At 42.7% G+C, this 15,594-nt stretch carries 15 protein-coding genes; 14 read left to right on the top strand and 1 reads right to left on the bottom strand.

What is annotated here, in order from left to right:
* The first annotated feature begins 32 nt into the window (after positions 1-32).
* From bioB to AHMF7616_RS05025, 5 genes are read left to right on the top strand one after another with little or no spacing between them, the layout of a single operon-like run.
* Positions 33-1,025 (top strand): biotin synthase BioB, encoded by a 993-nt coding sequence (bioB, locus tag AHMF7616_RS05045; RefSeq protein WP_115371892.1) that lies wholly within the window; start codon positions 33-35, stop codon positions 1,023-1,025.
* Positions 1,026-1,028: 3 nt separating this feature from the next.
* Positions 1,029-2,147, top strand: a complete 1,119-nt coding sequence (locus AHMF7616_RS05040) for an aminotransferase class I/II-fold pyridoxal phosphate-dependent enzyme (protein WP_115371891.1) — start codon at positions 1,029-1,031, stop codon at positions 2,145-2,147.
* A 4-nt stretch (positions 2,148-2,151) separates the two neighbouring features.
* A complete protein-coding gene (bioD, locus tag AHMF7616_RS05035) occupies positions 2,152-2,769 on the top strand; it encodes a dethiobiotin synthase (RefSeq protein WP_115371890.1) in 618 nt (205 codons plus the stop codon).
* Positions 2,766-4,043 (top strand): adenosylmethionine--8-amino-7-oxononanoate transaminase, encoded by a 1,278-nt coding sequence (bioA, locus tag AHMF7616_RS05030; protein ID WP_233507335.1) that lies wholly within the window; start codon positions 2,766-2,768, stop codon positions 4,041-4,043. Before bioD ends, bioA begins: the two co-directional genes overlap by 4 nt.
* Position 4,044: 1 nt before the next feature.
* Positions 4,045-5,241: a beta-ketoacyl synthase N-terminal-like domain-containing protein gene (locus AHMF7616_RS05025; protein ID WP_115375472.1), complete on the top strand. Its 1,197-nt coding sequence runs from the start codon at positions 4,045-4,047 to the stop codon at positions 5,239-5,241.
* A gap of 146 nt (positions 5,242-5,387) precedes the next feature.
* On the opposite strand, the gene AHMF7616_RS05020 is transcribed toward AHMF7616_RS05025, so the two are convergent.
* Positions 5,388-5,846, bottom strand: a complete 459-nt coding sequence (locus AHMF7616_RS05020; protein WP_115371888.1) for a hypothetical protein — start codon at positions 5,844-5,846, stop codon at positions 5,388-5,390.
* Between the two features lie 333 nt (positions 5,847-6,179).
* Between AHMF7616_RS05020 and AHMF7616_RS05015 the strand changes: the two genes are divergently transcribed.
* The 9 genes from AHMF7616_RS05015 (at position 6,180) to AHMF7616_RS04975 (ending at position 15,591) form a co-directional block, all read left to right on the top strand.
* Positions 6,180-7,511, top strand: a complete 1,332-nt coding sequence (locus AHMF7616_RS05015; RefSeq protein ID WP_115371887.1) for an aspartate kinase — start codon at positions 6,180-6,182, stop codon at positions 7,509-7,511.
* Complete coding sequence (gene lysA, locus AHMF7616_RS05010) at positions 7,504-8,652, top strand: diaminopimelate decarboxylase (RefSeq protein ID WP_115371886.1); 1,149 nt, start codon at positions 7,504-7,506, stop codon at positions 8,650-8,652. Before AHMF7616_RS05015 ends, lysA begins: the two co-directional genes overlap by 8 nt.
* Before the next feature lie 308 nt (positions 8,653-8,960).
* On the top strand, positions 8,961-9,893 hold the full coding sequence (locus AHMF7616_RS05005) for a phosphoribosylaminoimidazolesuccinocarboxamide synthase (RefSeq protein ID WP_115371885.1): 933 nt from the start codon (positions 8,961-8,963) through the stop codon (positions 9,891-9,893).
* A gap of 84 nt (positions 9,894-9,977) precedes the next feature.
* Complete coding sequence (locus AHMF7616_RS05000; RefSeq protein WP_115371884.1) at positions 9,978-10,355, top strand: STAS domain-containing protein; 378 nt, start codon at positions 9,978-9,980, stop codon at positions 10,353-10,355.
* Between the two features lie 20 nt (positions 10,356-10,375).
* Positions 10,376-11,293 (top strand): ribonuclease Z, encoded by a 918-nt coding sequence (locus tag AHMF7616_RS04995; RefSeq protein WP_115371883.1) that lies wholly within the window; start codon positions 10,376-10,378, stop codon positions 11,291-11,293.
* Positions 11,294-11,908: 615 nt separating this feature from the next.
* Positions 11,909-12,604: a queuosine precursor transporter gene (locus AHMF7616_RS04990; RefSeq protein WP_233507332.1), complete on the top strand. Its 696-nt coding sequence runs from the start codon at positions 11,909-11,911 to the stop codon at positions 12,602-12,604.
* A gap of 213 nt (positions 12,605-12,817) precedes the next feature.
* Entirely contained in the window at positions 12,818-13,792 is a 975-nt protein-coding gene (gene trpS / locus AHMF7616_RS04985) for a tryptophan--tRNA ligase (RefSeq protein WP_115371881.1), read from the top strand.
* 527 nt (positions 13,793-14,319) lie between these two features.
* Entirely contained in the window at positions 14,320-14,748 is a 429-nt protein-coding gene (gene mscL, locus AHMF7616_RS04980; RefSeq protein ID WP_115371880.1) for a large conductance mechanosensitive channel protein MscL, read from the top strand.
* A gap of 69 nt (positions 14,749-14,817) precedes the next feature.
* Entirely contained in the window at positions 14,818-15,591 is a 774-nt protein-coding gene (locus tag AHMF7616_RS04975; RefSeq protein ID WP_115371879.1) for a hypothetical protein, read from the top strand.
* Positions 15,592-15,594 lie beyond the last annotated feature (3 nt).

Here is a 15,594-nt window from a genome sequence, read left to right as displayed (position 1 = left end):
TTCTTTACTTTCGAAATTCAAAATAACAGGCTATGTCGAACTTAAATAATAGCATCCGCACCGATTGGGAGATGGACGAGATCCGGGAAATTTACCACAAACCCATCCTGGAACTAATGGTTGAAGCCGCGAATGTGCATCGCCAACACCAAACCGGTAGTGAAGTACAGGTATGTACCTTGTTATCGGTAAAAACCGGGGGTTGCCCCGAAGATTGCGCCTATTGTCCGCAGGCCGCCCGTTACCAAACTGGTGTAAAAGCGCATGGTTTGTTAAAAGACGAAGAAGTGCTGGAAGCGGCTACCCGCGCCAAAAATGCCGGTTCTACGCGTTTCTGCATGGGCGCTGCCTGGCGCGAGGTACGCGATAACCGCGATTTCGACCGGGTACTGGGTATGGTTACGCAGGTAAACGACATGGGCTTAGAAGTTTGCTGTACTCTAGGAATGGTAAACGAATACCAGGCCGAGCGGCTAAAACAAGCCGGTTTATACGCCTACAACCATAACCTGGATACTTCCGGCGATCATTACAGCAATATTATCACCACCCGCAAATACGAAGACCGTTTAAACACCATCGACCACGTGCGCAAAGCCGGTATTTCGGTGTGCAGCGGCGGCATTATTGGCTTAGGCGAAACCACCAAAGACCGGATTGAAATGCTGCACGTACTCGCCACCATGCCGGAACATCCGGAATCAGTGCCGGTTAATGCTCTGGTTCCGGTAGCTGGTACTCCCCTGGAGCATCAGCCCCGCGTATCGGTTTGGGACATGATTCGCATGATTGCTACCGCTCGCATAACCATGCCCAAAACCATGGTGCGTTTATCAGCGGGGCGGAGTACGATGAGCGTAGCCGAACAAGCTCTTTGCTTTTTAGCGGGCGCGAATTCTATTTTCTCCGGCGATAAATTGTTAACTACGCCTAACCCGGATTTCAACGAAGACCAGGCTATGTTTGCGTTATTGGGCTTAGAACCGCGCAAAGCATTTAAAAATGCCTTGGAACCGGCTAACTAAGCCATGCAGTTTCCGAAAAACTTACAGCAAAAATTAAATACCCGACTCGACCAAGGGACCTACCGCCGCTTAAAAACCAGCCAGGCGCAAATTGATTTTTGTTCGAATGATTATCTGGGTTTAGCCCGATCAGCTGCTTTAAAGCGACTAGTGGCACTGGAAGCAGAGCAATTCTCCGATTACTTAATGGGAGCGACCGGTTCGCGGCTTTTATCCGGCAATCATCCGGTTTACGAATTACTCGAAGCACAATTAGCTACTTTTCACCAAGCCGAAGCGGCTTTGCTGTTTAACTCCGGGTACGTGGCTAATTTGGGAATTTTCTCGGCGGTGCCGCAACGGGGTGATACTATTTTTTACGACGAAGCCAGCCACGCTTCCATCAAAGAAGGTATCCGGTTGAGTCTAGCCAAGGCGTATTCTTTCAAGCACAATTCTTTAGAAGATTTAAGCCGTAAGTTTAAGCATGCCACGGGTAATGCCTATATAGCCGTAGAATCTATTTATTCCATGGATGGTGACCAGGCGCCGCTTCTGGATTTAACCGCATTTTGCGAAGAGAAAGGCGCTTACTTAATAGTAGATGAAGCGCATTCGAACGGTTTGTTTGGCCCAAATGGTGAAGGGTTAGTAGTAGAACAAAAATTGGCAAACAAAGTATTTGCCCGCATCATGACCTTTGGCAAAGCCATTGGCAGCCACGGGGCGGTTGTAGTTGGTTCTGTAGCTTTGCGGGAATACCTTATCAATTTTAGCCGACCATTTATTTATAGTACAGCTTTGCCGCTGCATACTATTTTAGCCATCAAAGGTGCCTATAGTTTCCTGCCTTCGCTGCAAGCCGAACGACAACACGTAAAAGCTCTTTCCGGCTACCTGAACCAGAAAATAGCCGCTGCCACGGGAATTTTTTTAAAAAATTCGGGACCGATTAACGGCATTTTCCAGAACAACGTGGCGCAATTAAAAAAAATCAGCGAACAGTTGCAGCAAAACAATATTGATGTGCGACCGGTTTTTAGCCCAACCGTACCCGCAGGTAAAGAACGGCTGCGCGTTATTATTCACGCTTTTAATACCCAGGAGCAAGTAGATAGTTTATTACAACATTTGATTTTTTAAATTAGTGAAAAGATATTTTGTGACCGGCATTGGTACCGATGTGGGTAAAACCATTGTAGCCGCCATAATCACCGAAGCCTTGCAAGCCGACTACTGGAAACCCGTTCAATCGGGGAGTTTAGATTTTTCGGACACCGATCGGGTAAAAGAATTAGTTACTAATCCGCAATCTTATTTTCACCCGGAAACGTACCGCTTTCAGCTACCGGCCTCGCCGCACTTGTCAGCCGCCGTAGAACAAGTTACTATTGATTCCGCTAATTTTATTTTACCCCAAACCCAAAACCATTTAATTATCGAAGGAGCCGGCGGTTTAATGGTGCCTTTAAATAATCAATTTTTGATTATTGACTTAATTGCGCAATTGCAAGCCGAAGTTATTCTGGTTTCTCAGAATTATCTGGGCAGCATCAATCATACTTTATTATCCTGGCAAAGTTTGCAGCAGCGAAAAATACCGATTAAAGGCATTATCTTCAACGGACCACCTACCTCGGCTTCCGAGGATTATATCACGACTTACGCTGGTGTTCCCAAACTCGGCGCGCTTTTGCCGGAAACCACTATAAACGCGGCGGTAGTAAAGCATTACGCCGAGCAATGGAAACCTTTTTTACTATGAGTTTAGCCTCCCGCGATCACGAAATTATCTGGCACCCTTATACCCAAATGCAAACGGCGGCTTTGCCCATTGGTATTGTGCGGGGTGAAGGCAGTTTGTTATATGCCGAAGACGGTGCTGTTTACCTGGACGCGGTATCATCGTGGTGGGTTACCATTCACGGCCACTCCCACCCCTACATTGCGGAGAAAGTGGCCCAACAAATCAAGGAACTCGATCACGTTCTGTTTGCCGGATTCACGCACCGGCCCGCTGTAGAACTAGCCGAAAGGTTACTGTCCATTTTACCCCACAATCAGAAACGCATTTTTTACTCCGATAATGGCTCGACGGCCGTGGAAGTAGCTTTAAAAATGGCCATTCAATTCTGGGAAAATAGAGGTACGCCCAAACGTAGAATTATTGCTTTCCGGGACTCCTACCACGGCGATACCTTTGGGGCCATGTCGGTAAGTAGCCGCAGTGCTTTTACCCAACCGTTTGTGCAGTATTTGTTTGAGGTAGAATTCCTGGATGTGCCCGTACCGGGCAAAGAACAACTGGTACTCTCGCAGATTCAGGAAATTTTAAAAAAAGGCGACGTAGCCGCTTTTATCTTTGAACCTTTATTGCTGGGTACTGCCGGCATGGTAATGTACGAGCCCGCTATTTTGGATGACCTGCTGGAAATATGCCAGCAAAGTAATATTATCACCATTGCCGATGAGGTAATGACGGGTTTCGGGCGAACCGGGAAAAACTTTGCCACCGAATTTTTAAAAAACCAGCCAGATATCCTATGTTTATCTAAAGGATTAACCGGGGGCGTCATGGCTTTGGGCGTTACCAGTAGCACCGCGGCGATATACGAAGCTTTTTTAAGCGACAATCCAGCTAAAACTTTTTTTCACGGTCATTCCTTTACTGCCAACCCTATTGCTTGTGCCACGGCCCTGGCCAGTCTGGATTTATTTACGGATGTAATCTGCCAGGAAAACAGGCTACGCATAAGTCAACAACACGCGCAATTTCGTTCTAAGTTAAGTAATCATCCAACCATTAAAGAATGCCGGCAATTGGGTACAGTGTTGGCCATTGAGTTTAATACCGGCGAAACCTCTTACTTCAACAACGTCCGGCAGAAGCTGTATCAATTTGCGCTGGATAACAATGTTATTCTACGGCCGCTCGGCAACATTATTTACGTAATGCCGCCTTACTGCACTACCAATGAGCAGTTAGCGCAAATTTACGGGGTAGTTACCGGCATGCTTACTTTAATTGCAGAAAACTAATTTGACAACGCACAACAGCTATATTGCGCTTAAAGGCTGGGGCGCTATTTCGCCTTTAGGATGTACACCTAAGGAGGTAAATGTAGCGTACTTACAGGCAGAATCCCGGATAAATTTAAAAATTTTAAAAAATTCTCCGGTTCCTGTTGCTGCTTTGTCGCCCGAGGCCGAGGCAGAAATCACAACCATTCGACAGGAAAATAAAATGTACAAAAACCTGGACCGAACGGTTTTATTGGCCATGCATGCGGCTCGCCAGGCAGTAAAAAAAGCCGGTTGGGTTAGCGATATTGAAGTAGCCATTAACATTGGTTCTTCGCGGGGAGCTACCGAACTTTTGGAGCAAAACCTGGAAGATTTTAGAACGAACCCTTCCCAATTATCTTCCCAAACCTCTCCCACTACTACTTTAGGGAATATTTCGAGTTGGGCAGCTCACGATTTACAAACCGAGGGTCCGGTAGTAAGTCATTCGGTTACGTGTAGTACAGCTTTGCAGGCAGTTGCGAATGGTTTTGCCTGGTTACAATCCGGAATGGCTACGCGCTTTTTAGCCGGCGCCTCCGAAGCGCCACTTACGCCTTTTACCGTGGCTCAAATGCAGGCCATTGGTATTTACGCCAAAGAACCGGTAAGTAACTTTTGGTGTCGCCCGTTGAATGCCGAAAAACAAAATACCTTTGTTTTGGGTGAAGGAGCGGCTTTGTTTGCTTTGGAACGTACCCAAGCGAATCAACTAAAGCAAGATTCCATTTTGCTGGAGGCAATTGGGTTTGGCTTTGAAAAAATTACGAGTAAAACAGGGATTTCGCGGGAAGGCTTAAATTTTCAAAAAGCCATGCGCGGAGCTATCTTGCAATTACCCGAAAACGATCAAACAATTGATGCCATCGTATTGCACGCGCCGGGTACCGCCGCCGGCGATGCGGCCGAGATTAACGCTATTAAAGCCGTATTTGGGGAAGGTATTCCGTTGCTGACTTCCAATAAATTACTCATTGGCCACACCTTAGGAGCTTCCGCCGCCTTAAGTATAGAGTACGCTCTTTGGATGTTAGAAAATCAAATTTTTTTAAAATTTCCTTACCCCGTGATTACCCAGGAGCAACTAAAGCCTAAATCGATCCGGCGAATTATGTTATTAGCGGCAGGTTTCGGCGGCAACGCTTCGGCCTTAATAATCAGAAAAGGATTTTAATCGAAAGACGATAGTTTATAGACCACCGTTAACAGCTTATAAAAATTTTAAAAAAGGTAAATCATAAAAGCTGGTACCTTACCGAAGAACTTTCCAACCTTTAAAACTTTAAAACTTTTGAACTTTCCAACCTTTGAACTAAAAACTCAAACCCGAAAGTCGAAGTAGTTGATTTCTTCAATTTCTTTCAAAAATTTAAAAGAAGCGTACTTGTTCATGATAAACTCGTCGCCCCGTAACCAAACCAGCTTTTCATCGTTCCCGAAGGTATTGTACACGGAGGTGGTGGGCGAAATAATATAATCCACGGGTTCATCCTCCAGAAAAAGCACATCGTAAGCATTAAAAGCTTGTAGCTTATCGCTGTAATTTTTATTAGCTAGAGAGTTAATAATAAATACGCCACCTTCAATTTTGCCTATTTTCATAAAGCCATCGGCCGTTTCGGCTACACAGTCAATGCCGCCTTGTTCAATAGAAGGCCCCAGCATAAGTCCACCGTTGCGGGCGTCGATGATTAATCCGGTTTTTAAGAGCTTCCAGAACTCTTTTTTAGAAATAATGTCTAAATCCGTATCGGAATAGGTGTAATTGTAATCTTCCATAAATAGGCATGTTTTTAAGGTGGGTAGGCAAAGCAGGAAATATCTTTTACTCTAAATAGTAAAATAAGGTTTTACTTTTGTTCGTCTAAACCTCACTTTACAAGGCAATTAAGAACAAATTAGCAGGCTTTCAAACACCAGTAAACATTTGGCAAGTGTATTTGCTGATGGTTTTTTCATTAAAATGGCTTACGGCGGTATTTTGCCTTATTATTTATACTAAAATAAACAATTTTTTTAAAAATTTAACAATTATTTAACAAGTAGCTGAATAATTACAAAGCGTACAGGGTATTTTATTAGATTTGTAGCAGTTGCTAAAATACAGGTTTAATGAAAATATTAAAGTTTGGCGGAACTTCCGTGGGCTCCGCGCACAACATGAGATTAGTTGCCAATTTAATAAGCGCTGAAGAGCCGAAAATGGTAGTGCTATCGGCTATGTCGGGTACCACTAATAAACTCGTGGAAATAGCGAACAAGTTGTACCAGCAACAAACCAAAGAAGCCTTAGACTTAACGGAGAATTTGCATAAAATTTACCGCGAAGTGATAAATGAGCTGTACACCACGGAAAAGAAAAAATTTGCCGCGCTCGACTTTTTGCTTTCGCACATTGATTTTATAAAATCATTGGCTACCGGCCCTTTTTCTATTCGGGAAGAACGGGCCATCTTGGCGCAAGGCGAATTACTTTCTACGCATTTATTCCAGTTTCTACTGGAGGAGTTGAATCAAAATTCCGTTTTACTGCCCGCATTAAGCTTTATGCGGATTGATGAAAACGAAGAACCGGATTTAACTTTTCTGGAAGAAGAATTAACCGCTCTGTTAGCTAAATACCCCCAATCAAATTTATTTATTACGCAGGGTTATATTTGTCGCAATGCTTTCGGCGAAATAGATAATTTAAAACGCGGCGGCAGCGATTATTCCGCTTCATTAATTGGCGCCGCCGTCCAAGCTTCCGAAATTCAAATCTGGACGGATATCGACGGCATGCACAACAACGACCCCCGGGTAGTGCCCGATACCTACCCGATTGCGGAATTATCGTTTGATGAAGCAGCGGAGCTGGCTTATTTTGGCGCTAAAATTCTGCATCCTTCCAGCGTATTACCAGCCAAACAAAAAAACATTCCGGTAAAACTACTCAACACCATGCAGCCCGAGGCTAAAGGTACTACCATATCGGCCCAATCATCGGGTAAAAGCATTAAGGCCGTAGCGGCTAAAGATGGTATTGTGGCTATTAATGTAAAGTCGAGCCGGATGCTGCTGGCTTATGGCTTTCTGCGTCGAATTTTCGAGGTTTTTGAAGAATATAAAACCCCCATCGATATGGTTACTACCTCGGAAGTAGCCGTGTCGTTAACGATTGATAACACCAAATACTTACCGGAAATTATTGCGGAGTTAAAGGAATTTGGTTCCGTGCAGGTAGATACAGACCAAACCATAATTTGCCTGGTAGGCGACTCCATTGAAGAAGTGCCGGGAACTACCTTAAAAATTTTTAAATCTTTGAAAGATATACCGCTGCGTATGATTTCGTACGGTGGCAGTAAAAACAATATTAGTTTGCTCATTGCCACTGCCGATAAAAAACAAGCCTTAAAAGCTTTAAACACAGGAGTTTTTGAAAGAATAGCCGAACATGCGTAATTTAAAAGAACAAAATTGGAACGGCACCCCCACGCCATTTTACTACTACGATTTAGATTTATTAAAGCAAACTTTAGAAACTGCCAGCACCGAAGCTGCTAAATACGGCTATCACATTCATTATGCTTTAAAGGCCAATAGCAACGAACCAATTTTAAAATTAATTCAGCAATACGGCCTTGGGGCCGATTGTGTGAGCGGTAACGAAATTAAGCAAGCCCTGGCCAACGGCTTTGAAGCCAGTCAGGTTGTTTTTGCGGGGGTAGGCAAATCAGATGCAGAAATCAAAATTGCTTTAAATGCCGATATCTTTTGCTTTAACTGCGAATCGGTGCAAGAGTTGGAAGTATTGAACGAATTGGCCCAGCAGCATAACCAAACGGCTCGTATCGCTCTCCGCATTAACCCCAATGTAAATGCCAATACCCATAAATACATTACCACCGGTCTGGAAGAAAATAAATTTGGCATTAATACCTGGGAACTGCCTGAGGTATTAAACTTGCTAAAGCAATTACCCAACTTAGAATTAATAGGCATTCATTTTCACATTGGCTCGCAAATTACCGACTTGCAGGTTTTTGAACAATTATGCGTGCGGGTAAACGAAATCCAACAAGGATTTCGGGACCAAGGCTATCATCTGAAACACTTAAATGTAGGCGGCGGATTAGGCGTTGATTATTATGAGCCGGAAAGTAATGCTATTCCGGATTTTGCTGCTTATTTTGCCATTTTTAACCGGCTATTACAAGTTCAGCCAGGGCAGGTTGTTCATTATGAATTAGGCCGGGCGCTGGTAGCGCAATGCGGTACTTTAGTTTCCCGGGTACTTTACATTAAAAAAGGCCAAAAGAAGAATTTTGCTATCCTGGACGCCGGCATGACCGAGTTAATCCGGCCGATGCTGTACCAGGCTTATCATAAAATTGAAAATTTAAGCAGCCATCTACCGGAACAAACCTACGATGTAGTGGGTCCTATTTGCGAATCATCGGATTGTTTTGCGCAAAATGTACCCTTGCCCGAAACGCACCGGCACGATGTAATGGCCATTCGCACGGCCGGCGCGTACGCCGAGGTTATGGCTTCAAATTATAATTTACGCGAAAAAGCCGTTGCTATTTACAGCTCTAATTAAATTTAAGTTCATATTCGCACCCATAAAAAAGCCTGCCTACGCGCAGGCTTTTTTATTTCGGTAGTTTAAGTAAATTTTTTAGCAATTATCCATACTAATTAGCAATACCATTGTTGACGTATTTTTTCATTTAATTTAAAAAAAGCGGCTAATTACCGCATATTTCATCCATTATAAATTATATAAGTATTATTTACACGAAATAAGAGTAAGAACTTCGCGAGTAGCACGGGTATTTCCGTATTTAGACTTATTTTGACCTATGGAATATCTTGCTAACTTTGTATTCTATTTTGAAACTATTTTGGATGCAGGCTCTTAAAGAGACAAATTATAATTTTGATAATCAAACTGGTTTTTACCGCGGTAAAGTTCGGGATGTATACTACTTCCAGGATAAACTGGCGGTGGTAGCTACCGACCGTATTTCGGCCTTTGATGTGGTTCTGCCGCGCGCTATCCCGTACAAAGGCCAGGTACTCAATCAAATTGCTGCTACTTTTTTAAAAGCTACCGCCGATATTGTTCCTAATTGGGTGGTATCGCACCCGGACCCAAACGTTACCATTGGCATTAACTGCGAACCTTTTAAAGTAGAAATGGTAATCCGGGGTTATTTGGCCGGTCATGCCTGGCGGGAATACCAAAGCGGCAAACGCGCGGTCTGCGGGGTAGCGCTGCCCGAAGGTTTAAAGGAAAACGATCCATTACCCGAACCCATCATAACGCCTACCACCAAAGCTGCCGAAGGACACGATGCCGATATTTCGGCGGCCGATATTGTAGCTCAAGGAATTGTAGCTCTCGAGGATTACCGGCAGTTAGAAGAGTACACCTATCTGCTTTTTGCGCGGGGTACCGAAATAGCGGCGCAACGCGGTTTACTGCTCGTGGATACCAAATACGAATTCGGGAAGGCCAATGATAAAATTTATCTGATTGATGAAGTGCACACCCCGGACTCCTCGCGCTATTTTTACGCCGAAGGCTACGAGGAACGGCAAAAAGCGGGTGCCACTCAAAAACAATTATCGAAAGAGTTTGTTCGTAAATGGTTAATCGAAAATAATTTTCAGGGTAAAACCGGTCAAAGAATTCCCGAAATGGATGATGATTGGATCAGCAGTATTTCGGAGCGCTATATTGAGCTGTTTGAAGTTGTTACCGGTAACGCTTTTGAGAAAACCGACTATAACGAGATAAATAACCGAATTAAAGCCAATATATTGCAAAATGTTTAATAATACAGCTTCTTAAAGCCACATTAATTATAAAATATTAATTTTTTTTAGTACATTCGCATTCTAAACCTTATTTCAGTTCTTATGAAATACACCATTGATAAAAAAGAAAACTATACGATCATCACCATTGATGAGAAAAAGCTTGATACTACTATTGCCCCAGACCTGAAATCAGAATTTGTTAAATTAAACGCTGAAGGTATTACTAACTTGATTTTAGATTTAGGCAATGTTAAATATACGGATTCATCGGGCCTTAGCTCTATTTTAATTGCCAATCGTTTATGTAATTCTTCTAATGGCTTACTAATTTTATCTGGTTTGCAGGATCACGTTATGAAACTGATTACTATTTCGAAACTGGAAACCGTTTTAAATATTTTACCATCGGTAGAAGAAGCCATTGATCGCGTGTTTCTGCACGAGATTGAGCGCGATTTAACCAACAAAGAAGAATAATCAGGTAAGCCGCGGAAGTATTGGATTTTGAGCTTAAAATACTGGGCAGTTCTTCCGCCACTCCCTCCCCCGACCGACATCATACTGCTCAAGTATTAACCATTGGCAATCAAATAAACCTGATTGATTGCGGCGAAAATGCGCAAATGCAGCTGATGCGTTACAAAGTAAAGCATCAGCGCATTTCCAATATCTTTATCAGCCACCTCCACGGCGATCATTATTTTGGTTTATTCGGGTTGCTTTCCACCATGCACTTGCAGCATCGCACCCTACCCCTGCAATTATTTGGTCCGGCTGGTTTAGACGAAATTCTGACCACCCAACTAAGATATTCCAATACCCAACTCAGCTTTAAACTTATTTTCCATGAACTGGATACTACGGTTCATGCGCTAGTCTACGAGGATAAAGCCATAACGGTGCATACTTTGCCCATGCAGCACCGGGTGCCCTGCTGCGGTTTTTTGTTCCGGGAAAAGCCTAAATTGCGGCATTTAGTAAAAGATAAGTTACCTGCCTTTTTAACGCCACCTCAACTTATTCGCTTAAAACAGGGCCAGGATATCTTTAATGAAAACGGAGAATTATTAGTTGCCAACCTGGATGTAACCCGCGAACCGAATCACAGCCGGTCGTATGCTTATTGTTCCGATACCAAATACAAAGAAGATATTTTGCCTTATATCCAACACGTAGATTTACTTTACCACGAAGCTACTTTTCTGGATGAGCTGCAACACCAAGCGGCCTACACCCTGCATTCCACGGCGCGCCAAGCCGCTACGCTGGCCTTAAAAGCGGAAGTTAAACGCTTGCTGATTGGTCATTTTTCGGTTCGCTACCGCGATTTAAACCCGCTCCTTGAGGAGGCGCAAGTGGTTTTTGCCAATACGCAACTGGCACTGGAAGGTAAAACCATTCAGGTACTGGAGTAATTTAAAATCTTTTTTTTTAAATTTTTTAAGAATCCTTGCCAAGATCATCTGAAATTGTACCTCAAAGGATCAAAAAATTGGAATGGCTTAGTAATAGCGTTCTCTTTCCATTAGTCTCGCCCAAATTAAACCTAAAATTTAAAAATTAGAGAAGCCGAGCTTCATACCAGAAGCAGATATATCCGCACATGTTGGCCGTCCGAAAGGATGTAACCCTACAGCGCTTTTGCATAGAAGATATTCATTCCGTAATTTTTAAATTATAAGAAGTAATCCCCATTCTCCTAGTTGCTTTTTCTTGTTTTCTGCTGATTATATTCTTCCAGGATAACTCTACAAGGGAAAACTCAAGATTGAAACACTAGTAATAAGCAAGACGCTAAACACAGGTTACAACAATTCCTTTATAGCAGGATAGCGAACTATAGCTATTGTATTAACGGAGTAGATTGGATCAAATAATTTTAATTTTGCACCCTTTTATTCCAAACATCTTGGTGTAAATTGCTGGTAAAAACAACCTATGGCGGACTTAACTACTTCGGCAAAACATAAAAAAATACTTTATTTTTAATTTTATGCAGCATTTTTCTGGCAAATGCTTTATTAGCCGAGTTGATAGGGGTCAAGATATTTTCGGCCGAGGCGATATTTGGCTTGCCTGGAGCCCATATTCCGGTACTTTCTGATTTTAGGTTGGATTTTAATTTAACGGCCGGAGTAGTTATTTGGCCTATTGTTTTTATCAGTACCGACATTATTAATGAATACTTTGGCCAAGAAGGCGTCAAGAAAATAAGCATCATCACCGTTCTGCTGATTTTGTACATGTTTTTAGTCATCATGGTTATCAGCGCTTTACCACCGGCTGCTTTTTGGTTAGATGTCAATGGCAAAGGTCCGGATGGCCAGCCCTTTAACATTAATTACGCCTTTAACAGCATTTTTCGCCAGAGTTCCGGTATTATTATTGGCTCGGTAACGGCTTTTTTAATTTCGCAGTTTTTAGATGCCTCGGTATTTCATTGGTTGCGCCGGGTAACGGGTAGCCGTAAAATCTGGTTACGAGCCACTGGTTCCACGTTAGTATCACAGTTGATAGATTCCCTGGTCGTCTTATTTATTGCTTTTTACCTTTTTGGTAACTGGCCGTTGAAACAAGTGCTGGCTGTGGCCACCATTAACTACATTTATAAATTTGTCGTGGCCGTAGTACTCACGCCCTTACTCTATATCGCTCATTTTGCCATTGACCGGTACCTGGGCAATCCTCTATCCGAAAAAATTCAACAAGAGGCGGCAGAAATTTAGTTGGAAGGTTACAGGTTGCAAGTTGCAGGTGATTAGTTTAAAGATTAATAGTTTTTGATTAGCCATTACTTATTAAATTACCAACTATGAAACATTTCAACCCGCCAACTTTTCAACTTTCTAACCTGCAACTTGCAACCTACAAACCTGCCAACCTGCACCTTGTAACCTGCAACTTTCATCACTAACTTGCCAAAAATTTAAAAAATTAGTATGTCGCGCATTTTAACTGGAATTCAGAGCTCAGGAAGGCCACATTTAGGTAATTTGTTGGGGGCCATTATTCCGGCTATTGAGCTTTCTAAAAATTCCGCTAACGATTCTTTGTATTTTATTGCCGATTTACATTCGCTGACTACCGTACGCGATGCCCAGCAATTACGTGCGAATACCTACGCCGTAGCGGCAGCTTGGTTAGCTTTTGGCTTTGATACCGACCGCAATCTATTTTACCGGCAATCGGATGTACCGGAAGTTACGGAACTTACCTGGTATTTAAGTTGCTTAACGCCTTTTCCGATGCTGGCCAACGCTCATTCGTTCAAAGACAAGTCTAATCGATTAGCCGATGTAAACGCGGGCTTATTTACTTACCCAGTTTTAATGACGGGGGATATTATTCTGTACGATGCCGAGTTTGTGCCCGTTGGGAAAGATCAGATGCAACATTTAGAAATGGCCCGCGACATTGCTACGGCTTTTAATAATGCTTACGGCGAAACATTTATAATACCGCAAGCCCGGATTGACGAAGCGGTGATGCTGGTTCCGGGAACGGACGGGACTAAAATGAGCAAATCCAGGGGAAATATCATTGATATTTTTGAAGACGATAAAAAACTAAATAAAGCGGTAAAATCGATTATTTCCGATAGTAAAACGCTAGAGGACCCTAAAGATCCGGATACAGACGTAACTTTTATGCTTTACTCCTTATTGGCCTCCCCGGAAGAAACAGAACAAATGCGCCAGCGTTACCTGGCGGGTAATTATGGTTATGGCCATGCCAAACAAGCTTTATACGAGCTGATCATAACAAAATATAAGCAGGAACGGGAGCTGTTTACGTACTACATGAACAACCTGCCCGAAGTGGACCGCAAACTAGCCGAGGGAGCTGCTAAAGCCCGAGCCATTGGCTCTAAAGTTCTGGCCCGGGTTCGGGAAAGATTAGGTTATCAGGTGTAAAGATAATCTTTGTAGTATGGTGGAAGCATTGTACTACAAAGATTATCTTGGGAAGAATTCAGGAACAACTAACTATTAAACGGTAGAGCTGGCTCCTATTTTAAGCTTACTAGTTATCTCAGCTGACCTGCTCATGGTAATCTTAGGCCCTACAAGTCAGTCCCGTTTAGCTTTTTGAACTAGTATCCTAAATACTTAACGCACCTAGTTCGTTTTCAGCAATTTTATAAATTTTTTTATTCCTGCTGTTTGGAAATACATAATGATCCTTGGCTATGGCTCATCTCATAAATCAATACTAAGTTTTAATTGATAAGGTGATCAATGGTCATTCGAGATAATTTTTAGATGAAAAAAGCCTCTTTTTGGTGGTTTTGTTTTGGTCACGTAAAACGGTCGTTTTGCGAAACGTTGAATCAACGTATTTCCGGATTAGGCACGATATAACCTCCAGAATTTCACCGGTTAATATTAACTGCTTTTCTATAAGGACGCAAAATCCTATACATCTTAAACCACCTATTATTATGTTAAAAGAATTCAAAGAATTTGCCATGCGCGGTAATGTCATTGACTTAGCCGTAGGGGTCATTATTGGTGCCGCCTTTGGGCGAATTGTCGACTCAGTCGTGAATGATTTAGTTATGCCTTTGATAGGTAAAATTATCGGCGACGTTGATTTCAGTAATTTATACATTCCTCTTTCCAATAAAATTAAACAAGGAATGGCCTTAGTGGACGCAAAGAAGGTAGGACCGGTATTTGCCTGGGGCAACTTTATTACCATTCTGATTAACTTTATCATCTTGGCTTTTATCATCTTTCTGGTGGTCAAAGGAATGAATACCCTTACTCGACGAAAGATTGCGGCCCCCTTTATTCCGCCCGCTCCCACGAAAGAAGAAGTGCTACTCACGGAAATGCGCGAACTATTAAAGCAAATTGCCAGCAAGTAAGTATTTTGCTTTTTCCATATGGTCCAACTTATTTAAATTAACTGACAAGCTACTGCCTGCTACTACCTCATGAAAATAAAATTATTTATTCTGGCGACCAGCTTTCCTGTATTACTGAGCTGCCAAAGCGAGCAAAAGAAGATTCCTGTTGAAAACACTACCCTAAAAACAAGTAAGAATAAACGCAGGTCCTCTTGTTATCAGTACAGCTCCAGCCAGGATAGTGTTTTGCTGCACCTGAACCCGGTGGGTGATTCTATAAAAGGGCAGTTAATTTATGCTTTGGCCGGGAAAGATTATAATACCGGAACTATTGCGGGGCAAATGAAAGGAGATACGCTTTTTGCTGATTATACTTTCCTTTCCGAAGGACAAATATCCGTTCGTCAAGTAGCCTTCTTGAAAAAGGATCAGACTTGGATCGAAGGATACGGAGAAGTAACCAACCTCGGTCAGAAATCAGCTTTTGCCAACAAAGCCGCTATTAATTTTGATAACAGCATTCTTTTAAAACCAATGCCTTGCCAACAGGATGCGCATAGCTGTCTTACTTCATTTGGATTTACCTGGTCCAATTTACAAAGGCAATGTGTTCCGATACGCTCGGCAGGAATCCGTTTAAATCCGCTGAAGAAGGCCGAAGTAAGACCAGGATCAGCTTTTATTCTGTTCTCAGAGGATCAGCAACAAGCAGAACTTTTTCTCCCGGCCCGGGAAGCTATCTTGTTAAATCGGCAAGGCGCGGAAGGACAGCATCATTGGGGAAACGGCGCGTGGAAGCTTTACCCCTGGAAGGGGTATATCCTAAAACAAGCCGACAAATTAATGTATGCGGGTCAGTAAACA

Source organism: Adhaeribacter pallidiroseus (genome assembly GCF_003340495.1).
Classification (GTDB): domain Bacteria; phylum Bacteroidota; class Bacteroidia; order Cytophagales; family Hymenobacteraceae; genus Adhaeribacter; species Adhaeribacter pallidiroseus.
This window is presented reverse-complemented; position numbering and strand designations above follow the sequence as displayed.

Excerpts from the sequence above, each read along its gene's own strand:
- bioB (WP_115371892.1), top strand. The coding sequence starts at position 33 with ATGTCGAACTTAAATAATAGCATCCGCACCGATTGGGAGATGGACGAG.
- AHMF7616_RS05040 (WP_115371891.1), top strand. The coding sequence starts at position 1,029 with ATGCAGTTTCCGAAAAACTTACAGCAAAAATTAAATACCCGACTCGAC.
- bioA (WP_233507335.1), top strand. The coding sequence starts at position 2,766 with ATGAGTTTAGCCTCCCGCGATCACGAAATTATCTGGCACCCTTATACC.
- AHMF7616_RS05020 (WP_115371888.1), bottom strand. The coding sequence starts at position 5,846 with ATGGAAGATTACAATTACACCTATTCCGATACGGATTTAGACATTATT.
- AHMF7616_RS05015 (WP_115371887.1), top strand. The coding sequence starts at position 6,180 with ATGAAAATATTAAAGTTTGGCGGAACTTCCGTGGGCTCCGCGCACAAC.
- lysA (WP_115371886.1), top strand. The coding sequence starts at position 7,504 with ATGCGTAATTTAAAAGAACAAAATTGGAACGGCACCCCCACGCCATTT.
- AHMF7616_RS05005 (WP_115371885.1), top strand. The coding sequence starts at position 8,961 with ATGCAGGCTCTTAAAGAGACAAATTATAATTTTGATAATCAAACTGGT.
- AHMF7616_RS05000 (WP_115371884.1), top strand. The coding sequence starts at position 9,978 with ATGAAATACACCATTGATAAAAAAGAAAACTATACGATCATCACCATT.
- trpS (WP_115371881.1), top strand. The coding sequence starts at position 12,818 with ATGTCGCGCATTTTAACTGGAATTCAGAGCTCAGGAAGGCCACATTTA.
- mscL (WP_115371880.1), top strand. The coding sequence starts at position 14,320 with ATGTTAAAAGAATTCAAAGAATTTGCCATGCGCGGTAATGTCATTGAC.
- AHMF7616_RS04975 (WP_115371879.1), top strand. The coding sequence starts at position 14,818 with ATGAAAATAAAATTATTTATTCTGGCGACCAGCTTTCCTGTATTACTG.